Source organism: Streptomyces sp. NPDC050085, from assembly GCF_044460595.1.
In the GTDB taxonomy this organism is placed as follows: Bacteria; Actinomycetota; Actinomycetes; order Streptomycetales; family Streptomycetaceae; genus Streptomyces.
On sequence record NZ_JBITJZ010000005.1, the window covers coordinates 1 to 16,458 of the forward strand.

A 16,458-nucleotide genomic window follows, 5' to 3' on the forward strand; every position below is an offset into this window, starting at 1 on the left:
CCAGCCTTCGGCCGGGGGGACCCCCAGAGCACGCACCAGACGCCGCGCGGCCGCCCTGCGGGCGTGGGGGTCCCCCCGGCCGAAGGCTGGGGGAGGGAGTTTGAAGACACGCCCTAGGCCAGGCGTAGGTCAGGCGGAGGCCGGTGGCTGCGGGCGTACCGTCAGGATCTGCTGTGCGAAGCCGACCGGGCCCGTGACGTCGTGCAGGACCGTGCTGGTGACGCCCTGGCCGGAGGCGCCGAACACGACGGTGGTGTCCAGGCCCGTCCAGCGGCCCTCGGGCCGGCGGTGCAGATGGAGCGTCAGATCGACGTTCGGGTACATCCAGTCGGTGGGGGACTCGCGTACGGCGATGCCGTTGGCGGTGTCGACCAGGCCCACGTACGAGGCGAGCGGGCTCGAGGTCTCCCCGGCCACCAGGGTGAGCTCCGTGGAGATCCAGGCGGTGGTGCGGCCCGGCCGCGGCGGGGAGAGCGGGCGTACGTCGAGCGAGGCGATGTAGCCGCCGGGCCACAGGTCGCTCATCGCCCACGGCAGCACGGACTCGGGCGCGGGCAGCGGGTCCTGGGCGCCGCCCGCGACGGCGCCGGTGTCCAGGGCGGCCAGGAGCCAGGCGCGGGCCCGGACCACGGCGCGGTCCGCGATGAGCACGGTGGCCTCGACCAGTTCGATGGTGCGGCCGGGGCGGACCGTTTCGACGCGGATCTCGCACTCGTCCATCGACAGGCGGCCCAGGATGTCGAAGCTGATGCGGCTCAGGAGCATGCCGTCGCCCCCGCGGCGGTCGGCCAGGTGGCGGTCGACGGCGTGCACGACGAGCCCGCCCAGCGGACTGAAGTGCAGCTCCTCGGGGTCCCACGCGCCGCTCGCGTGGACGGTCGGCTTGTAGCGGTGGTCGTCGGTGCGCTGGTAATAGCTGTCGGGAGACGTCACTCCCTCATGGTCCCTCAGGGGGGAACTCATGGTCCCTCGGAGCGAACGGACCGCGGTGTGGGACCGGTTACAGCGGGGACTGCCAGGTCACGGTCGTGGTCGTGGTGCCGTCGTCCCGCCTGCCGTCGTCCGTCACCGTCAGGCGCACGGCCGGGCGGCCGTCGGGCAGCGTCGCCCGGGTGTCGACGGCGACGTCGATGCGGGAGATCGCCGGGCGGCGCGACGCCGTCGCGAGGGCGCGCCGCAGGGCGGTCAGGAGGTGGCCCTGGACCGGGTCGCCGACGGTCGACTCGACGGGGCCCGTGAAGTGCGCCGACGGGGCGAAGCCGAGGACGGCGGCGGCGCCCGCCGTCTCGCGCAGGACCTTGCCGCGGAACGTCGTCGGCGCGTCCGCCGGGGGCTGCTGGAGCGCGAAGATCGTGGTGCGGACCTCCTGGATCGTCGACTCCAGTTCGTCGACGGCGCGGGCGAGGGTGTCACGGACGTCCTCGACCTGGGCGCGGCGCTGCGTCGACTCCAGCATCATGCCGGTGGCGAACAGGCGTTGGACGACCAGGTCGTGCAGGTCGCGGGCGATGCGGTCGCGGTCCTCGAAGACGGCGAGGCGCTCACGGCCCGCCTGCGCGTCGGCCAGCACGAGGGCGAGCGCGGCCTGCGAGGCGAACTGCGTGGCCAGCAGGTGGTCCACCGAGGTGTAGGGGCGGGCGCCGCGGGTGCGGGGCAGGGCGAGGGTGCCGATCAGCTTTCCGCCCGCCTGCAGCGGCAGCATCATGCTGGGCCCGAAGCGGCTGCGTACGTCCGTCGTCATCCGCGGGTCCGTCGCCGAGTCCTGGATGAACACCGCCTCCCCGGCGAGGAGTTGGGCCAGGACCGCGCTGCCGGGGCGGATCGTCGTGCCCAGCAGGGCGTGCGCGTCGCCCGACTCGGAGGCCGCCACGATCTCCATGCCGCCCGACTCCGTGGGCTGCAGGACGACCCCGGCCGCGGCGTCCGCGAGCAGCCGGGCCCGTTCGGCGACCGTGGTCAGGGCGTCGCCCGGGCGGCCGGTGAGCAGGGCCGTGGTGACCGCCGCCGCGCCCTCGATCCAGCGTTCGCGCTGCTTGGCCGTCTCGTACAGGCGGGCGTTGCCGATGGCGATGCCCGCCTGCGTGGCGAGGACCCGCAGCAGGTCCAGGTCGTCGTCGGTGAAGCCGCCGGGATCCGCGGCGGACTGCCTGCCGGTCAGCCGCAGCCGCCCGAACACCGTCTGCTGTACGTGGATGGGGACGGCCAGGGTGTCCGGCGCGTGGACGATCGAGTCGGGCGGCTCGCCGGCGGGCAGGTCCGGCCGCGCGTCGCCGGTCGTGACCGCCTCGACCAGGTCGCCGTGGGCCGGGTCGAGGACGGCGAGGACCCCGTGCCGGGCGCCGGTCAGGGCGGCCGCGTTGTCCACCAAGTGCTGGAGCGTGGCGCGCAGTTCGAGCTCGGAGCCGACGTTGAGGACGGCCTCGAGGAGGACGGACAGGCCGGAGGGGACGCCCGGCTCGGGTGTTGCTGCGGTCATCGTGCGGCGGTGCTTTCTGCTGGTGCCGGGTGGCCGTGTGCGCGTCGGTGGCCCGGCGCGCGGACGGTGCGGCCGCGCGCCTCGTTCACCATGCTGCCCCCGACGCCGGCCGGTCGACCGCCGACACGGTCATCCGGGCGCGTACGGGAATCAGCCGGCCAGCGGGTCGAGCACCAGGGGCTGGATCTTGCCCTCCATCATCGCGCCGAGGCCCTGCACCGCGCACACGTCGGGGCGTTCGGCGATGTGCACCGGCATGCCCGTCGCGTCGCGCAGCATCTGGTCGAGGCCGGGCAGGAGGGCGCTTCCGCCGACCATCATGATGCCGCGGTCCGCGAGGTCGGCGACCAGGTCCGGCGGGCAGTCGCGCAGCACCTTGCCGATGCCGTCGAGGACGGCGGTCAGCGGGGTGTGGATCGCTCGGCGCACCGCCGAGGTGTCGACGTGCACCGAGCGGGCGAGACCGGTGGCCACGTCGCGGCCGTGGATCTCGGTCTGCTCGGGGCCGTGCGGGGTGAGGCCGTTGCCGCTGAGGGCGAGCTGCAAGGGGCGTACCGACTGGGACGGCAGCATCAACTCGTGCTGCTGGCGCAGGTGTTGGACCACCGCGTGGTCGATGGCGTCGCCGCCGACGGGCACCCGGTCGGCGGTCACGATCGCGCCGAGCGAGAGGACCGCGATCTGCGTCGTGGCCGCGCCACAGACGATGATCATCGTCGCCTCGGGCTGCTCGACGGGCAGGCCGCAGCCGACCGCGGCCGCGATGAGCGTGTCGACGAGTTCGACGCGCCGCGCGCCGAGGCCGACCAGCGTCTCGACCGCCGCGCGCTGGGCGAGGGGGTCCGCGTCGTGCGGGGTGCAGGCCGCCGCGCGCAGGCGCGGCTTGCGGCGCAGGGTGCGGCGGAGCTTCTCGCCGAGCAGGTGGCGCAGCATCCGCTGCGCCATCTCGATGTCGACGACGGTGCCGCCGGAGACGGGACGTACGACACGGATGTAGCCAGGGGTGCGTCCGGTCATCTTCTCCGCGAACTCACCGACCGCGATCAGCGCGCCGGTACGGGTGTTGACCGCCGCGCAGCTCGGCTCGTCGACGACCAGACCGGCACCCTTCACATAGACGCGGGTGCGCGCGGCACCCAGGTCGACGGCGAAGTGGCAGCGGCGCAACTGCTCCAGACTGACGGTCATGGCAGATCCTCCCGAGATCGCGGCCCGCATCAGGCCTGTCGGGTCGCAGGTGCGGCCCTTTTGGCATCGTGCGGCGGAGGTCGCGATACCGCGCGTTGGGATAGGCCGGGCGGGTCTGGTCCGTACAGGTGAAAAGTGCGACGAGCGCCCTCGCCTGACGGAGGATCAGGACCTTTCGCGTACGACCTCGGTGAGCAGGGCCAGGTCGCGGACGACCGCCCCGGCGCCCGCCTCCTCCAGCGTGACCGCGGTGCTCAGCGACGGTGCGTAGCCGATGAAGGGCAGCCCGAGGGCCCGGGCGGCGGTCAGCTCGGCGACGGACGAGCCGATCAGGACCGCACGCAGGGTCGGCGAACCGGGCTGGTGCAGGGCCCGGCGCAGGACGTCGGGGTGCGGCATCAGCAGGGTTGGATCGTCCGCACGGCCGTGCGCTCCCCGGCGTACGGACAGTGAGCGGCTGTCCAGGTACTCGGAGACGACGTGCGGGGAGGCGTCGGAGACGACGGCGGTCGGCAGGTCCGCCGCGTTGAGCGCGCCGATCAGGGAGTCCGAGCCCTGGGTGGGGCGGGCCTTGCGCAGCGCGCGCAGTTCGATGGCGTCGAGGCGCTCGGCGAGGGCGCGGGCCACGCGGCCGTCATGGGGCTCGCGGGCGAAGGCGCGCAGGACGTCGAGGGGGTGGAGGTCGGTGGCTTCCCGGCCGCTGTCCGTACTGAGGGGTGGGTTGCTCAACACCTCGTCCGGGGCGTGGAGTTGGGCCGCAAGCTCGGTGAGTTCGCGGGCGGCTGCGCGGGCGTCGGCGGCGCGGGGGTAGAGGCGGGCGAGGGGGCCGTCGAAGCTGATCAGGAAGCATTCGGCGGGGGTGAGGGTGCGGGTCAGGGTGGCGCGGAGTTTCGCGTCAGGGCCGGGTTCCTCGTACCGGGGGCGCGAGTCGGTGTCGGGCAGGGTCCAGCGCACGTCGTGTCCGGGGAGCTGCCTGCGGGCCAGGCGGGCGGCGACCTCGGGCATGTACGGGCCCGTGCCGAACGGCATGTTGGGGCCGGTCCTCGCCGATGTCAGGGCCTCGGACAGTTCCTCGGCCAGGACGGAGGGCAGGTGGAGGCCGGGGTACTTCCGTACGGCTTCGAGGGGGTCGTCGACGCGGACTGTCGCGCGGGCCCCGGAGAGGGTGCCGTCCAGTTCGTACGTGTACGCGTGGACGTCGACCTCGTAGAACACCCAGTTGAACTCGTTCGGGCCCGGGGCCTCCGTCGTGAGGCTGCCGTCGGGGAGGGCGTAGACGAGGACGGTGTCCGGGGCGGTGGGGGCGGGGAGTTCGCCGTCGGTGGGGAGGGGGAGGGGGCCGCGGACGAGGGAGTCGGGGGTGGTGGGGGTGGTGGACGGGGTCTCGGGTGCCCCCGGCAGTTGGCCGAGCAGCATCGTCAGGACCGGTTCGCCGTACTCGTGGGAGAGGGCCGCGTGGGCCAGGGCGAGGGCGTCGGAGGCGAGGCCCGTGCCCGGGAGTTCGACGGGGGTTTCGAGATCGGTGGCGAGGGCTCTGGCGAAGGCGTGCCGGTCGGCGGGGTTCTGGAGGGCCTCGTTCGCGCCCAGGGTGTCGGCCAGGCGGAACCGTGCCAGCAGATCGGCGGGGGCGTCGTTGATGTCGTGGGCCCGGCCGGACAGGACGCGGGCGCGGAAGAGCTCGACCGCGTTCGAGTCCTCGGCGGTGTAGTCGAGCAGGTGGCTCAGGATGCGCAGGCCGTCCTCGTTGTCTGCGACGATCCGGCTCAGGCCTGTGATGTCCTCCCAGGGGTTCCTCCTGCCGGGAAGGGCGGGGGTGATGCCCAGTAGGTCGGCGATGATCAGGCCGCAGAGGCGGCGCTGAGCGGGGTTGTCCAGGGCGCCCGACTCGCTCAGGGCGGCGGCTACTTCGGCGTGGAGCAGGTCCTTCCCCGTGGCCAGGATCTCGTCGAGGCGGGCGGTGTCCTGTGGTGCGTGGCGGTGGACGGCCGTGCGCAGTGCTGCTCTGCTGCCGGGCCCGAGCAGCGCGATCGTCGCGAAGGCGCGGGCGGGGCTGTGCCGGTCGAGGAGTGATGCGGCATCGGGGGGTGCGTACATGTCGAGCTGGTTGATCAAGTCATCGCGCAGTGCTTCGCTGTCGGGGCGGGACAGCAACTCGTCCATGAAATGGGTCAGTTGTTGTTCGGTGGACGCCGTCGGGCGTGTGAGGATCCGGCGAGCCCAGTACTGGACGGGCTCCCCGACCGGATGGAGGCCGAGGTCGCGGGCCCGTTCAGGGGTGATGAGCGCGGGGGAGACCAGGATCTTCGCGATTGCCGGGGTCGGGTCGGCCGGGGCTTCGGAACCTTCGGGCCAGAACGTGGCGGTGAAGTTCGCTCCGTGCACCAGCTCGGCGGCCACCTCCGGGAGGCGGCCGAGGGCGAAGGCCAGCAGGTCATCGACCACCTGGCCGTTCGTGTCCAGGACCGCACCGAGCTCGCTGCGGTCCGTCGCGGGTACCGCCCGGCGCGTGACCCGCACGGCGCCGTCGGTCAACTTCCCTCCGGTGGCGATGAGTTGGTACGCCGAGAGGCGGTCGGAGGTGAACGTGAGACGGACGCGGACCAGTGGTTGTCCGGCGGGAGCGGACGCCTCGGCCAGTTGGCGCCGGAGTCGGGTCAGCGTCTCGTCGTCGTCCGGGGCGAGCTCGGACAGCAGGTCGATGTCGTCGCCCGCACGATCCAACTCCCTTGTGGTGAGGTCCAGTTCGATGCGCCACGTGAGCAGTTGGATGCGCAACTCGGTGAGCAGGTCGCGGACTTCGGCGGCGCCCGGACCCGGGACGCCGTCCAGCGGGGTACCGGTGAACTCGGCCAGGGAGAGGTCGACTTGTAGGCCGAGCTGTTCCCGGGCATCGGACGGGTTCCCCGCCTCGCGGTGCGACGCGATGTCCGGGAACAGCGTCAGCCACTCGTCCAGATCGATCCTGTCGGTGCTGGTGTGCGCGGCCCAGCCGCCGCGGAACTCGGCGATCAGGGCAGCCCCGGACGCGCGCAGCCGGGCGACGTGTGCGGCCAGGATCTCGGCTGCCCCGACAGGTTGCTCCTCGCCCCAGACGGCCCACGCGAGTTGAGCGCGGGAGACGTGCCGTCCCGAGCGCCGGAGCAGGGCGCACAGGACCGCCGTTTCCGTCGGGGAGCCGAGCGGGGTCTCGGCCCAGCCCGGGCCCATGACGCGGGGAGGGCCGAACAGGTGGTAGCGGCGCCGGTCCAGGTCGGGGACGGAATCCTCCCCGATCAAGGGCCCCAGGGTGCCGCTCCCGCTCGCGAGGTTGCGCAGTTCGGGCTCCGCCGGATTGAAGGCGCCGGACTCCAGCGCCCCCGCGACGGGCTCGTCGACCCCCAACTCCCTGAGGACATCGGCCAGTTCCGCCACGTCCTCCCGCAGCCCGGCCGGGTCGACGGGCCGCTGCGGGGAGAACTGAGTGAGCTTGACCGTTCCGTCGGGCAGGAGCACGGCACGGGACGACCGCACGTCGCCGTGGGTCATGCCCTCGTCGTGCGTCGCAAGGAGCGCGGCCCCCAGGCCCTTCGCGACGTCGGCCAGGAGCCGTGCCGGGAGCGGGCGTTGCGCGGCGAGGGCATCCAGGGGGATGCCGTCCAGGTGCTCCATCACCAGGTACGCCGTGTCGTCCTCGACGGCGAAGTCGTGCACCCTGACGACGTTCGGGTGGTTCATGTCGTGCAGGGTCCTGGCCATCCGCCGCAGCGCGGGCAGCCCGCGTGCGGGTACCGCCTCGTACAGCTGGACGACGACGATCTGGCCGTCGAGGTGCTCGTCCCGCGCCTCCCACAGCGTCCCGTCCGGCCGCAGCCTGCGCATCAGCCGGTACCGGTCGCCCGGTACCCCGGCGGGTTCGGGCGCGGTCCTGCCGCCGCTCAGCCGGGTCAGCGTCGCCTCGTCGACCGCCGCGATCTCCTCCCCCTCCGCTCCGCGCGTCGTCGCCGTGAACTCGCCCGGCGCCATCCCCGCCCGATCGGCGATCAACTGGCCGCGCTCCGCCAGGAATTGGGTCGTGCGGCCGCGTGCCGTGCGGGGCAGGGAGCGCAGCAGGAGTTCGCGGACGCCGGGGCGGAAGGCGTACGAGCCGGGCGGGCCGGGGGCCTCGGTGAGCATGCCGGAGACGATGATCTCGGCGAGGTGGGACGGACGCGGGTCGGCTTCCAGGGCCGTGTGGATCAGCCGCATCACCGGAAGGTGGGGAACGCCCACCGCCAGGTGCCCCGCGAGGCGGAACGCCTCGGGGGACGCGGCGGAGCGGAAGGCGAGGACGAGTTCCTCCGGGGTCGCCTCCGCCGGATGTACGGCGTCGGTCGACCGCGGCGGGGCGGCGTCCCGGTTCAAGTACGCTGCCGCGCCCGGTACTTGGGCACCGCCCGGTGACCCGATCAGCCGCGACCAGTTGGCCAGCCAGCGGGGGTCCGCCTCCAGGACCGGTACGGGGAGTGCGGTCGTGTCGGCCGGGTCCCGCGCGTCGGAGACATCGGATACGTCGGATACGTCGTAGGCGTCGTACGGAGTGAAGCGCAGCGACGTCAGCGGCGCCGCCGGGTGCGGAGCGCTCAGGCGGCCGGGGGTGGCGGGCAACGCCGTGGTGCGCCACAGGCGTTCGGGCAGTGGCTGCAGCACCGCGAGCGGGAAGTGCCGGCCCAGGGTGTGGAGCGTGTGCCGCCAGCGGGTGGCCGCGGGGCCCGTGTGCCACTGCGGTCCGGTGCAGTCGCTCAGGAGCAGCACCGCGGTGCGGCCGTCCTGCGGCAGGGTCAGGTCGTTGGCGCGGCCGTCGGGGCCCGCCGCGTGCACGGTGAGCGTGCGGAAGACGCCCGACTGGGCGAACACGGCGTGCAGTTCGCGCAGCAGGGGGTTCCAGACCGGCATGGTCGGCCCGGTGTCGTGGACGAGCGCGAGCCGCAGCCAGCGTTCCGGCGCGGGGCGCAGCACCGGCACCCAGCCGTCGGGGTCGGCGGCGAGGCGGGCGATGCGGTCCACGGTGGCGTTCTCGTCCAGGACCGGGGTGCCGGTGGGGGAGGGGACGCGGCGTTTGAGGGGGCGCAGGGCGCGCTGCAGCGGCAGGGGGTGGCGCAGCATCGGCGGGGCGGGGGTGAGGAAGGCGGGGCCGCTCTCGTGTTCGTCGGCGAGGTAGAGGGGGATGCGGGGCGGCCGGTCGGGGGCGGGCCGATGCGTCGCCGGGGTCGGTGGCGGGTCCTGGGCGGGGGGCCCGGGTGTCGTCGGCGGGACGGGTTCCGGGTGCGGCTGCCCCGCCTGCCGTTCAGCCCCCTCCTCGGTGTCTGGACGCCCGTCCTGCTCGTCAGCCCATTGCTCCCTCGGCCCCAACTGCCCGGCCAGCCACAGCAGTTCGGCCAGTTCCGTCGGCGTCGGCCCGGTGCCGTCCGCCGCCGCGGTCAGGGCCGCGGCAAGCCGGGCGAGTTCAGAGCGCATCGGTGTCGGGCGCCCCGTGCAGGCCCGGCATGAGCTGCTGGGCGAGCGCCTCGCGGGACGTGGCGTCCAGGCCCGCCGCGCCGGTGAGGTAGAGGGCGTTGAGGAGTTGGTCGGTGGCGAGCTCGGCGGCGTCCGCCCGGCGCAGGAAGCGGGTGATCAACTCCTCGGCGTACGGCTCGGGTTCGCCGAGGTGTGCCCGGACGATGGCGGCCAGCTGCGTCTCGTCGGGGCGGTGCAGCCGGAGGCGGACGCAGCGGCGCAGGAACGCGGGCGGGAACTCGCGCTCGCCGTTGCTCGTCAGCACCACGAACGGGAACGCGCGGCAGCGCACCCGGCCGCCCGTCACCGGCATCCTGGCGTCCGTGGCGTCGGCCCGCACCTGGGCCGTGCCGCCCGCGCGGATCAGCTCGGGGATCTCGAACTGGCCCTCCTCGAGGACGTTCAGGAGGTCGTTGGGCAGGTCGAGGTCGCCCTTGTCGATCTCGTCGACCAGCAGCGCGCGCGGGCGCTCGTGCGGGAGCAGTGCCGTGCCGAGCGGGCCCAGGTGCAGATGGTCCGCGACGTTCGTACCCGCCGTGCCCCCAGGGGTCTCCTGCTTCTTCTCCGCCGTGCGGGTCGCGTACAGGCGCGAGAGCGGGTCGTAGCGGTACAGGCCGTCGGTGAGCGTGGAGCGGCTCGTGATGTTCCAGCGCAGGACCGGGCCGAGGCGGAGCTCGCGGGCGACGGCGTACGCGAGGGACGACTTGCCGGTGCCGGGCGGGCCCGTGACCAGGAGCGGGCGGCGCAGGTACAGCGCGGCGTTGACGAGGTCGACGCTGTCGGGCGTGGGCCGGTAGGTGTGCGCGCGGTGGCGGCGGTCGGGCGAGACGGCCGCCGCGTCGGCGTTCGCGGCCGGTGTCTCGAGGACCGGGCCGCCGTCGAAGGCCCGCCACGGCGGCGGTGCGGGCAGCCGGTCGATGCCGTCGTGCGGCTCGGCCGTTCCGGTGTACACGGGCCACTGGGACATGGTCGGTCTTCTCCGTACGTGTCGTCGTGCCGGGGTCAGGCCACCGGGCAGTGGGCGTGGATCCTGTCCCGGTCGGGAGCCGGGAACCAGTGCGGGGCGTCCCACAGCAGCTGGATGTCGTGCGCCCAGTGTCCGTCCCGCGCGTGCGCCCGCTCCCTCAACGTCTTGATGTGCTGCGGCAGTTCGTCCAGCGGAAGCCGGGTCACGTACGGCTCGGCCTCGTCGAGGAACGCGGCGCCGACGCACGGTGCGCCCGGCTCGTGCGTGCCGTCGCAGCCCGTACGCGGCCACAGCAGGACCGGGACCGGCTTGGCGAGGGCCGCGTCGAAGTACGCCGTGGAGACCGGGCCGGGCGGCGCGGCGAACCCCACCACGTCGGCGCCCGCCAGGCAGTACTGGTCGGGCTGGTCGGGCTGCGCGTCCCCGGAGCAGTCGACGCGGTGCACGGTGGGCCCGTCCCGATGCCCGTACTCCTTCCAGCGCTTGGCCAGTCTGCGCCGCTGCCCGCCCTCGCGCCGGGTGGTCGCGGTGACCACGACCGGGTAGGCGCAGCCCAGCGGCGTGGGATCGCCGGCGCCTGCCGCCCAGCCGGCGACCGGCTGGTTGAGATGGCGGCGCGGCAGCTGGAAGGCCACCAACTCGTCGGTGTCGTCCGGCAGATGGTCGAGCGCCGTGTCGATCACCGACTCGACGTACGCGGACACGTCCGCCCAGGGCATCGTGCGGGGATCCTCCACCAGGTGGCGGCGGCCCTCGTCGTACGCGTACACCTCCACGCGCATCTCGTCCTCGGCCGCGCCGCTGTGCTCGACCGTGAACACCACCGGGGTCCACGCGGCCCGCGACCGCCGCACAGGACGCTGCCGCGGGGCGCTCGTCAGGAGCCGTTCGAGCTCGTCCGCGAACCGCTCGGCGAGCGCACGGTCGGGGGCGTCGACCGCCGCCATGGCCGCGGCGCTCAGCGAGGTGAGTTCGTGCGGGGCGACCGGCGGGTCCCACGGTCCCGCCGCCTTCCGGTACAGCCGCTCCGGGTTGACGTCCAGGCCCGTCCGCAGCGCCTTGTCGACCAGGGCGCTCAGCCGTGCCCTGCCCGGGATGTGCAGGGCGAGGTCCTTCCAGTACCGGACCATGACCGACAGCGGCAGCATCCGGGCGGTCAGCACGCCGCCCCCGCCGGTCCGGGTGGTGACCATGCCGACGACGCGGCCCCCCGCGAGCGCGGCCGCACCGCTGAACCCGGGTCTGATGGGCTGCCCCCACGCCTGGTCGGCGATCAGGTCCACCCACTCGTCGGCCACCCGCATCGGGCTGACCGTCCGGTACGCGGCCCAGGTCCCCTCGTCGTGCTCCTTGGGGAAGCCGTACGCGAGCAGCCGCGGCGCCTCGCCGCCGTCCGTCGCGTACGCCTCGGTCTCCTCGCCGAACCGGACCGGCGTCACCTCGGCGTCGTGCGTCAGCTCGAGTACCGCGACATCGCCCGGTGTCGTGGGCCCGCCCGGCCAGTCGGCGCCGATCCGCACCCGGGCGCGGACGGGGGCGTGGTCGGGGCGGTTGGGAAAGGACACGGTCAGCGGGGCTTCCGCGGCGGGGTCGGCGGGGGCGGCCGTCACCACGTGGGCGCAGGTCACCACCGTGTCCGCCGACACCAGGAAGCCCGAGCCGAGGATCCGTCCCGCCCGCTCCACGCGGGCCACCCACTGCGCGTCGTTCCACTGCGCGTCGTTCCACTTCGCGTCGGTCATGACCCGGCACCGGAGTCCGCGGACGCCGACGACCAGCTGAGCTTCACCACCAGATGGCCCTCGGCCGTGCCCTTCGTGATGACGGCGCCGACCTCCGCCGACATCTTCACGCCGAACTCGATCTCCACGCCGTCCGGCCGCAACGCGCCGTCGCGCAGCACCCGCAGCGCCGATTCGGCCGCCGAGCGCACCGCGCCGAGCGACTGCTCGAACGTGCTCGACGCCCGCACCGCCCCGTTCTCCCGCGACACCAGGCGGGCGCCGCCGAGCTCCGCGTCCTCGTCCGCCGCGTCGAACAGGACCGGCACACCCTCGCTGACCTCGAACTCCACCAAGCCGTCCATGAACCGAGCCCCCGTCTTGCCCCATGCCACGTGCAACTGCCGTCATTGTGACGCTCCCTGGCGGGAACGCGCCAGGGCAGCTTCCCGCCAGCCCCCGTCAACTCGCCCGCAACACAAGCACATTGACACTCTTCACAGCACTCGGGACCACCCCCGAACCGAGGCGTACGAGCCTACGAAGAGAGGCGACGATGACCACGAGGAGACCGGGACCTACCGCCGGACGCGGCGCGGCCCTGCTGTCGGCCGGCATCGCGTTCGCGCTGCTGCCCGGCGGCCACGCCCAGGCCGCCCCCACCCCCGCAGCCGCGCCGAAGGCGACGAAGGCGGTGAGCGCCGCGCACACCGTGACCCTGGTGACCGGCGACAAGGTGACCGTCACGGACCTCGGCGGCGGCAAGAAGACCGTCACCGTGGACCGGGCGAAGGGCGCGACCGGCGCCGTGCGCACCCAGGTCGCGCACGGTGACGTCACGGTCGTGCCCGACGAGGCCAGGCCCTACCTCGCCGCGGGCACGCTCGACGCCCGCCTGTTCAACGTCAGCGAGCTGATCCGGCAGGGCCTCGCCGACACCAGGGCCGACGCGACGCCGCTCATCGTCACGTACACCGGCAGGGCCGCCCGCTCCGCCCGCGCCGTACCGAAGGGGGCCGAGCGCACGCGCGCGCTCGGCAGCATCGGCGGCGCCGCCCTCGACGCCGACAAGGGCCGCACCTTCTGGGACGCCGCCACCACCGACGGCCACTTCGCCGACGGCATCGGCAAGGTGTGGCTCGACGGGCAGGTCAAGGCCGACATGGCCGAGTCCAACGCGCAGATCGGCACCCCGAAGGCCTGGGAGGCGGGCCTGACCGGCAAGGGCGTGAAGGTCGCCGTCCTCGACACCGGCTACGACGCCACGCACCCCGACCTCGCCTCGCGCGTCACCGAGTCCAAGTCCTTCATCGAGGGCGAGGAGGTCGCCGACCGCAACGGCCACGGCACGCACACGCTCTCGACCGTCGGCGGGTCCGGCGCCGCGTCCGACGGCCAGGAGAAGGGCGTCGCCCCGGACTCCACCCTGGCCGTCGGCAAGGTCCTCAGCGACGCGGGCTCCGGCACCGAGTCGCAGATCATCGCCGGCATGGAGTGGGCCGCCAAGGACGTCAAGGCCAAGGTCATCTCGATGAGCCTCGGCTCGCAGGAGGCCAGCGACGGCACCGACCCGATGGCCGCCGCCGTCAACTCCCTGTCCCAGGAGACCGGCGCACTGTTCGTCATCGCCGCCGGCAACGTGGGCGCACCCACCTCCATCGGCTCGCCCGGCGCCGCGGACGCCGCGCTGACCATCGGTGCCGTCGACGCGTCCGACCAGGCCGCCTACTTCACCAGCCAGGGCCCGCGCCTGGGCGACAACGCCCTCAAGCCCGACCTGTCGGCCCCCGGCGTCGACATCCTGGCCGCACGCTCCTCCCTGGTCCCGGGCGAAGGCGCGTACACCACCATGAGCGGTACGTCGATGGCGACGCCGCACGTCGCCGGTGTCGCCGCGCTGCTCGCCCAGGAACACCCGGACTGGACGGGCGCGCAGCTCAAGGACGCCCTGATGTCCACCAGCAAGCAACTCGACGCCTCCGCCTACGAGTTGGGCACAGGACGGGTCAGCGTGCCGGACGCCGTCTCGGCGAAGGTCACCGCCACCGGTAGCGCCGACCTCGGCTACTACACGTGGCCCTACGACGGCAATCAGCCGGTGACCAGGACCGTCACGTACGCCAACTCCTCCGACAGCGCAGTGGAGTTGAACCTGGCCGTGCAGGGCGGCGCCGACGGCGTCGCCACGCTCAAGGACAGCACGCTCACCGTCCCCGCGCACGGCACCGCCTCCACCACGGTCACCGGCGACGGCGCCAAGGCGCCCGTCGGCAACACCAGCGGGCAGATCGTCGCGAGCGCGGGCGGACAGGCCGTCGCGCACACCGCGTTCGGCCTGGTGAAGGAGGAGGAGCGGTACACGCTCACCGTCCACGTGAAGGACCGTGGCGGCGACCCGAGCGCCGCGTACCTCGCCGTGCAGCAACTGACCGCGAACACCGACCCGATGCCGTACCAGGTCGGCGACTCCGGCACGGTCCGGCTGCGCCTGAAGCCGGGCACGTACTACGTCGACTCGTTCCTCGACGTCCACGGCAGCCACGGCAAGGACTCGCTCGGCCTCGGCTATCTGTCCGACCCCGAGATCAAGCTCGACCGGGACCGCGAAATCACCCTGGACGGGCGGCAGTTGAAGGAGATCACCGCCGACGTCCGGCGCACCACCGAGACCCGGCAGCTCGTCATGGAGGCCGACCGCAAGGCGAACGGCGCCGAGCTCATGAACGCCGTCCAGCTGCCCCTCAAGTACGACAGCGTCTTCGCCGCACCCACCCACAAGGTGAGCGAGGGCAGCTTCGAGTACCGCACCGTGTGGCGCCTCGGCAAGCCGCTGCTGCAGGTCGACGGGGTCCGCGAGGCCACCGTGCAGGGCGGCGGCACGCTCATCGAGGGCCGCAGCAGACTGGCCGTCGTCGACGCGGGCGCCGGCGCACCCGCCGACTACACCGGCAAGAACGTGCGCGGCAAAGCCGTCCTGGTGCGCCGCAGCGACGCGCTCACCCCGGCCGAACTCGCCCAGGCCGCCCAGGACGCGGGCGCCAAGGCCTTGTTCGTGACCGACGACGAGGCGGGCCGCCTCAGCGCCTGGTTCGGGCCCGAGGACGGCACCGACCGGCCGCTGCAGATCGCCACGCTCGACGCGGCGGGCGGCGCCACGCTCGCGCAACTCGCCAAGGCGGGCCGCACCCTGTCGATGACCGGCACGCGGTACACGCCGTGGGTGTACGACCTCACGGACGAGCACAAGGGCACGGTGCCGAAGGGCTCGCTGGCCTACGCGCCCACGGGGCGTGACCTGGCCGTCCTGGACGCCAAGTTCCACGCGGTGAAGCCGCAGGACGGCGGCGAGTTCCGGTACTCGATCACGGACACGTTCCCGATCGGCCTCGGCTTCCTGGAGAGGATCGCCTACCCGGCCGAGCGCACCGACTACGTCTCCACCGGCACGGGACAGCAGTGGATGGAGTCCGTGCAGACCGGGCCGACCGATCTCGAGGAGCGCAGCGGCCTGGTCACGTACAAGGGCGGCACGCACAAGGAACTGGACTGGTTCAAGCCGGTCTGGCACCCGTGGCTGGGCAGCGGACTCGGCTGGGGCCAGCAGCGCTCCGGCTCGACCCTGCAGTTCAACACGCCCGGCTGGGGCGACTCCGGTCCCGACCACACCGGCTTCGGCGACGCGTGGAGCAGCGACACCACCGGCATGGACCAGTACACGTCGGTGTACGTCGACGGGGTGCAGGTCGACCGCCGCAAGAGCTCCGGCGCCTACGCGTGGGACGCCGACCCGGCCGAGCACACGTACAGGGTCGCCACGGACACCACGCTCGACCCGGCGCGCTGGGAGCTGTCGACCAAGGGCCACGCCGAGTGGACCTTCAAGTCGGCCGCGACCCCGGAAGACACGTGGACGTTCCTGCCGCTGATCAACCTCGGCTTCGACGTCGACACGGACCTCGCGGGCGACGTCCGCGGCGGCACCCGCGTCCCGGTCGGCATCTACGGCGAGTACGTGAAGGGCGCGCCCGACACCGGGACCATCGGCGGCGGCACGCTCGAAGTGTCGTACGACGACGGCAGGACGTGGACGTCCGTGGCCCTCGGCGGCGGCCGGGGCGCCTCGTGGAAGGGCAGCCTGAGCGTGCCGCGCGACGCGCAGTACATCTCGCTGCGCGCCTCGCTGAAGGACGACCGGGGCGGGTCGGTGGCGCAGGAGATCATCCGGGCGGTGGGCGTCAAGTAGCCGTCCGAGCAGGGAAAGAGAGTGGGCCGGGCCCGGCGCGGAGCTCCTCCGTGCCGGGCCTCGGCGCGTTCCGGGACATGTCGAGGGGTGAGACGCCGAAGTCCGTCATGTGGTCGCAGGGTTGTGGCGGCGGCGGGGCACGGACAGGATGCGGGCATGGCCCCCGTACTCGTCTCGCGTCGTCACGTGGATCTGCTGCGTGTCGCGACGATGCTGTGTCGGGCCGACTCGCGTCGCCGTACGGCCGGTTGCTGAAGCAGCAAGCCCCCGCTCAGCCCCTGACCCCGTAGCGGTCTCGTCCGGCTCACGTCCGGCTCACTTCCGACGCTCTCCCGCGTGCCCGCCGTCGCCC

General features: G+C 73.5%; 8 protein-coding genes. 1 reads left to right on the forward strand and 7 read right to left on the reverse strand.

Going from position 1 to position 16,458, the window contains the following annotated elements; genetic code table 11:
* Window positions 1-129 precede the first annotated feature (129 nt).
* From ACIBUY_RS19655 to ACIBUY_RS19685, 7 genes are all read right to left on the reverse strand, one after another.
* The gene (locus tag ACIBUY_RS19655) at window positions 130-963 is read right to left on the reverse strand and encodes a thioesterase family protein (RefSeq protein ID WP_399153195.1); all 834 of its coding nucleotides are present in this window, start codon (window positions 961-963) and stop codon (window positions 130-132) included.
* Between the two features lie 37 nt (window positions 964-1,000).
* Complete coding sequence (locus ACIBUY_RS19660) at window positions 1,001-2,476, reverse strand: GAF domain-containing protein (protein ID WP_365575037.1); 1,476 nt, start codon at window positions 2,474-2,476, stop codon at window positions 1,001-1,003.
* A gap of 150 nt (window positions 2,477-2,626) precedes the next feature.
* Window positions 2,627-3,664, reverse strand: a complete 1,038-nt coding sequence (locus ACIBUY_RS19665; protein WP_365575040.1) for a rod shape-determining protein — start codon at window positions 3,662-3,664, stop codon at window positions 2,627-2,629.
* Window positions 3,665-3,829: 165 nt separating this feature from the next.
* A complete protein-coding gene (locus ACIBUY_RS19670; RefSeq protein WP_399153196.1) occupies window positions 3,830-9,136 on the reverse strand; it encodes an SAV_2336 N-terminal domain-related protein in 5,307 nt (1,768 codons plus the stop codon).
* Window positions 9,126-10,142 (reverse strand): MoxR family ATPase, encoded by a 1,017-nt coding sequence (locus tag ACIBUY_RS19675; RefSeq protein WP_365575046.1) that lies wholly within the window; start codon window positions 10,140-10,142, stop codon window positions 9,126-9,128. Before ACIBUY_RS19675 ends, ACIBUY_RS19670 begins: the two co-directional genes overlap by 11 nt.
* A 35-nt stretch (window positions 10,143-10,177) precedes the next feature.
* Window positions 10,178-11,884, reverse strand: coding sequence for a trypsin-like peptidase domain-containing protein (locus tag ACIBUY_RS19680; protein WP_365575049.1), 1,707 nt, complete (start codon window positions 11,882-11,884; stop codon window positions 10,178-10,180).
* Window positions 11,881-12,228 (reverse strand): CU044_2847 family protein, encoded by a 348-nt coding sequence (locus tag ACIBUY_RS19685; RefSeq protein WP_365575052.1) that lies wholly within the window; start codon window positions 12,226-12,228, stop codon window positions 11,881-11,883. The genes ACIBUY_RS19680 and ACIBUY_RS19685 overlap by 4 nt, the downstream gene beginning before the upstream one ends.
* A gap of 191 nt (window positions 12,229-12,419) precedes the next feature.
* Between ACIBUY_RS19685 and ACIBUY_RS19690 the strand changes: the two genes are divergently transcribed.
* Window positions 12,420-16,106 carry a S8 family serine peptidase gene (locus ACIBUY_RS19690; RefSeq protein ID WP_399153197.1) on the forward strand — a complete coding sequence of 1,229 codons (3,687 nt, stop codon included), beginning with the start codon at window positions 12,420-12,422 and terminating at the stop codon, window positions 16,104-16,106.
* Window positions 16,107-16,458: the final 352 nt, after the last annotated feature.

Excerpts from the sequence above, each read along its gene's own strand:
- ACIBUY_RS19660 (WP_365575037.1), bottom strand. The coding sequence starts at position 2,476 with ATGACCGCAGCAACACCCGAGCCGGGCGTCCCCTCCGGCCTGTCCGTC.
- ACIBUY_RS19670 (WP_399153196.1), bottom strand. The coding sequence starts at position 9,136 with ATGCGCTCTGAACTCGCCCGGCTTGCCGCGGCCCTGACCGCGGCGGCG.
- ACIBUY_RS19685 (WP_365575052.1), bottom strand. The coding sequence starts at position 12,228 with ATGGACGGCTTGGTGGAGTTCGAGGTCAGCGAGGGTGTGCCGGTCCTG.
- ACIBUY_RS19655 (WP_399153195.1), bottom strand. The coding sequence starts at position 963 with ATGAGTTCCCCCCTGAGGGACCATGAGGGAGTGACGTCTCCCGACAGC.
- ACIBUY_RS19680 (WP_365575049.1), bottom strand. The coding sequence starts at position 11,884 with ATGACCGACGCGAAGTGGAACGACGCGCAGTGGAACGACGCGCAGTGG.
- ACIBUY_RS19665 (WP_365575040.1), bottom strand. The coding sequence starts at position 3,664 with ATGACCGTCAGTCTGGAGCAGTTGCGCCGCTGCCACTTCGCCGTCGAC.
- ACIBUY_RS19690 (WP_399153197.1), top strand. The coding sequence starts at position 12,420 with ATGACCACGAGGAGACCGGGACCTACCGCCGGACGCGGCGCGGCCCTG.
- ACIBUY_RS19675 (WP_365575046.1), bottom strand. The coding sequence starts at position 10,142 with ATGTCCCAGTGGCCCGTGTACACCGGAACGGCCGAGCCGCACGACGGC.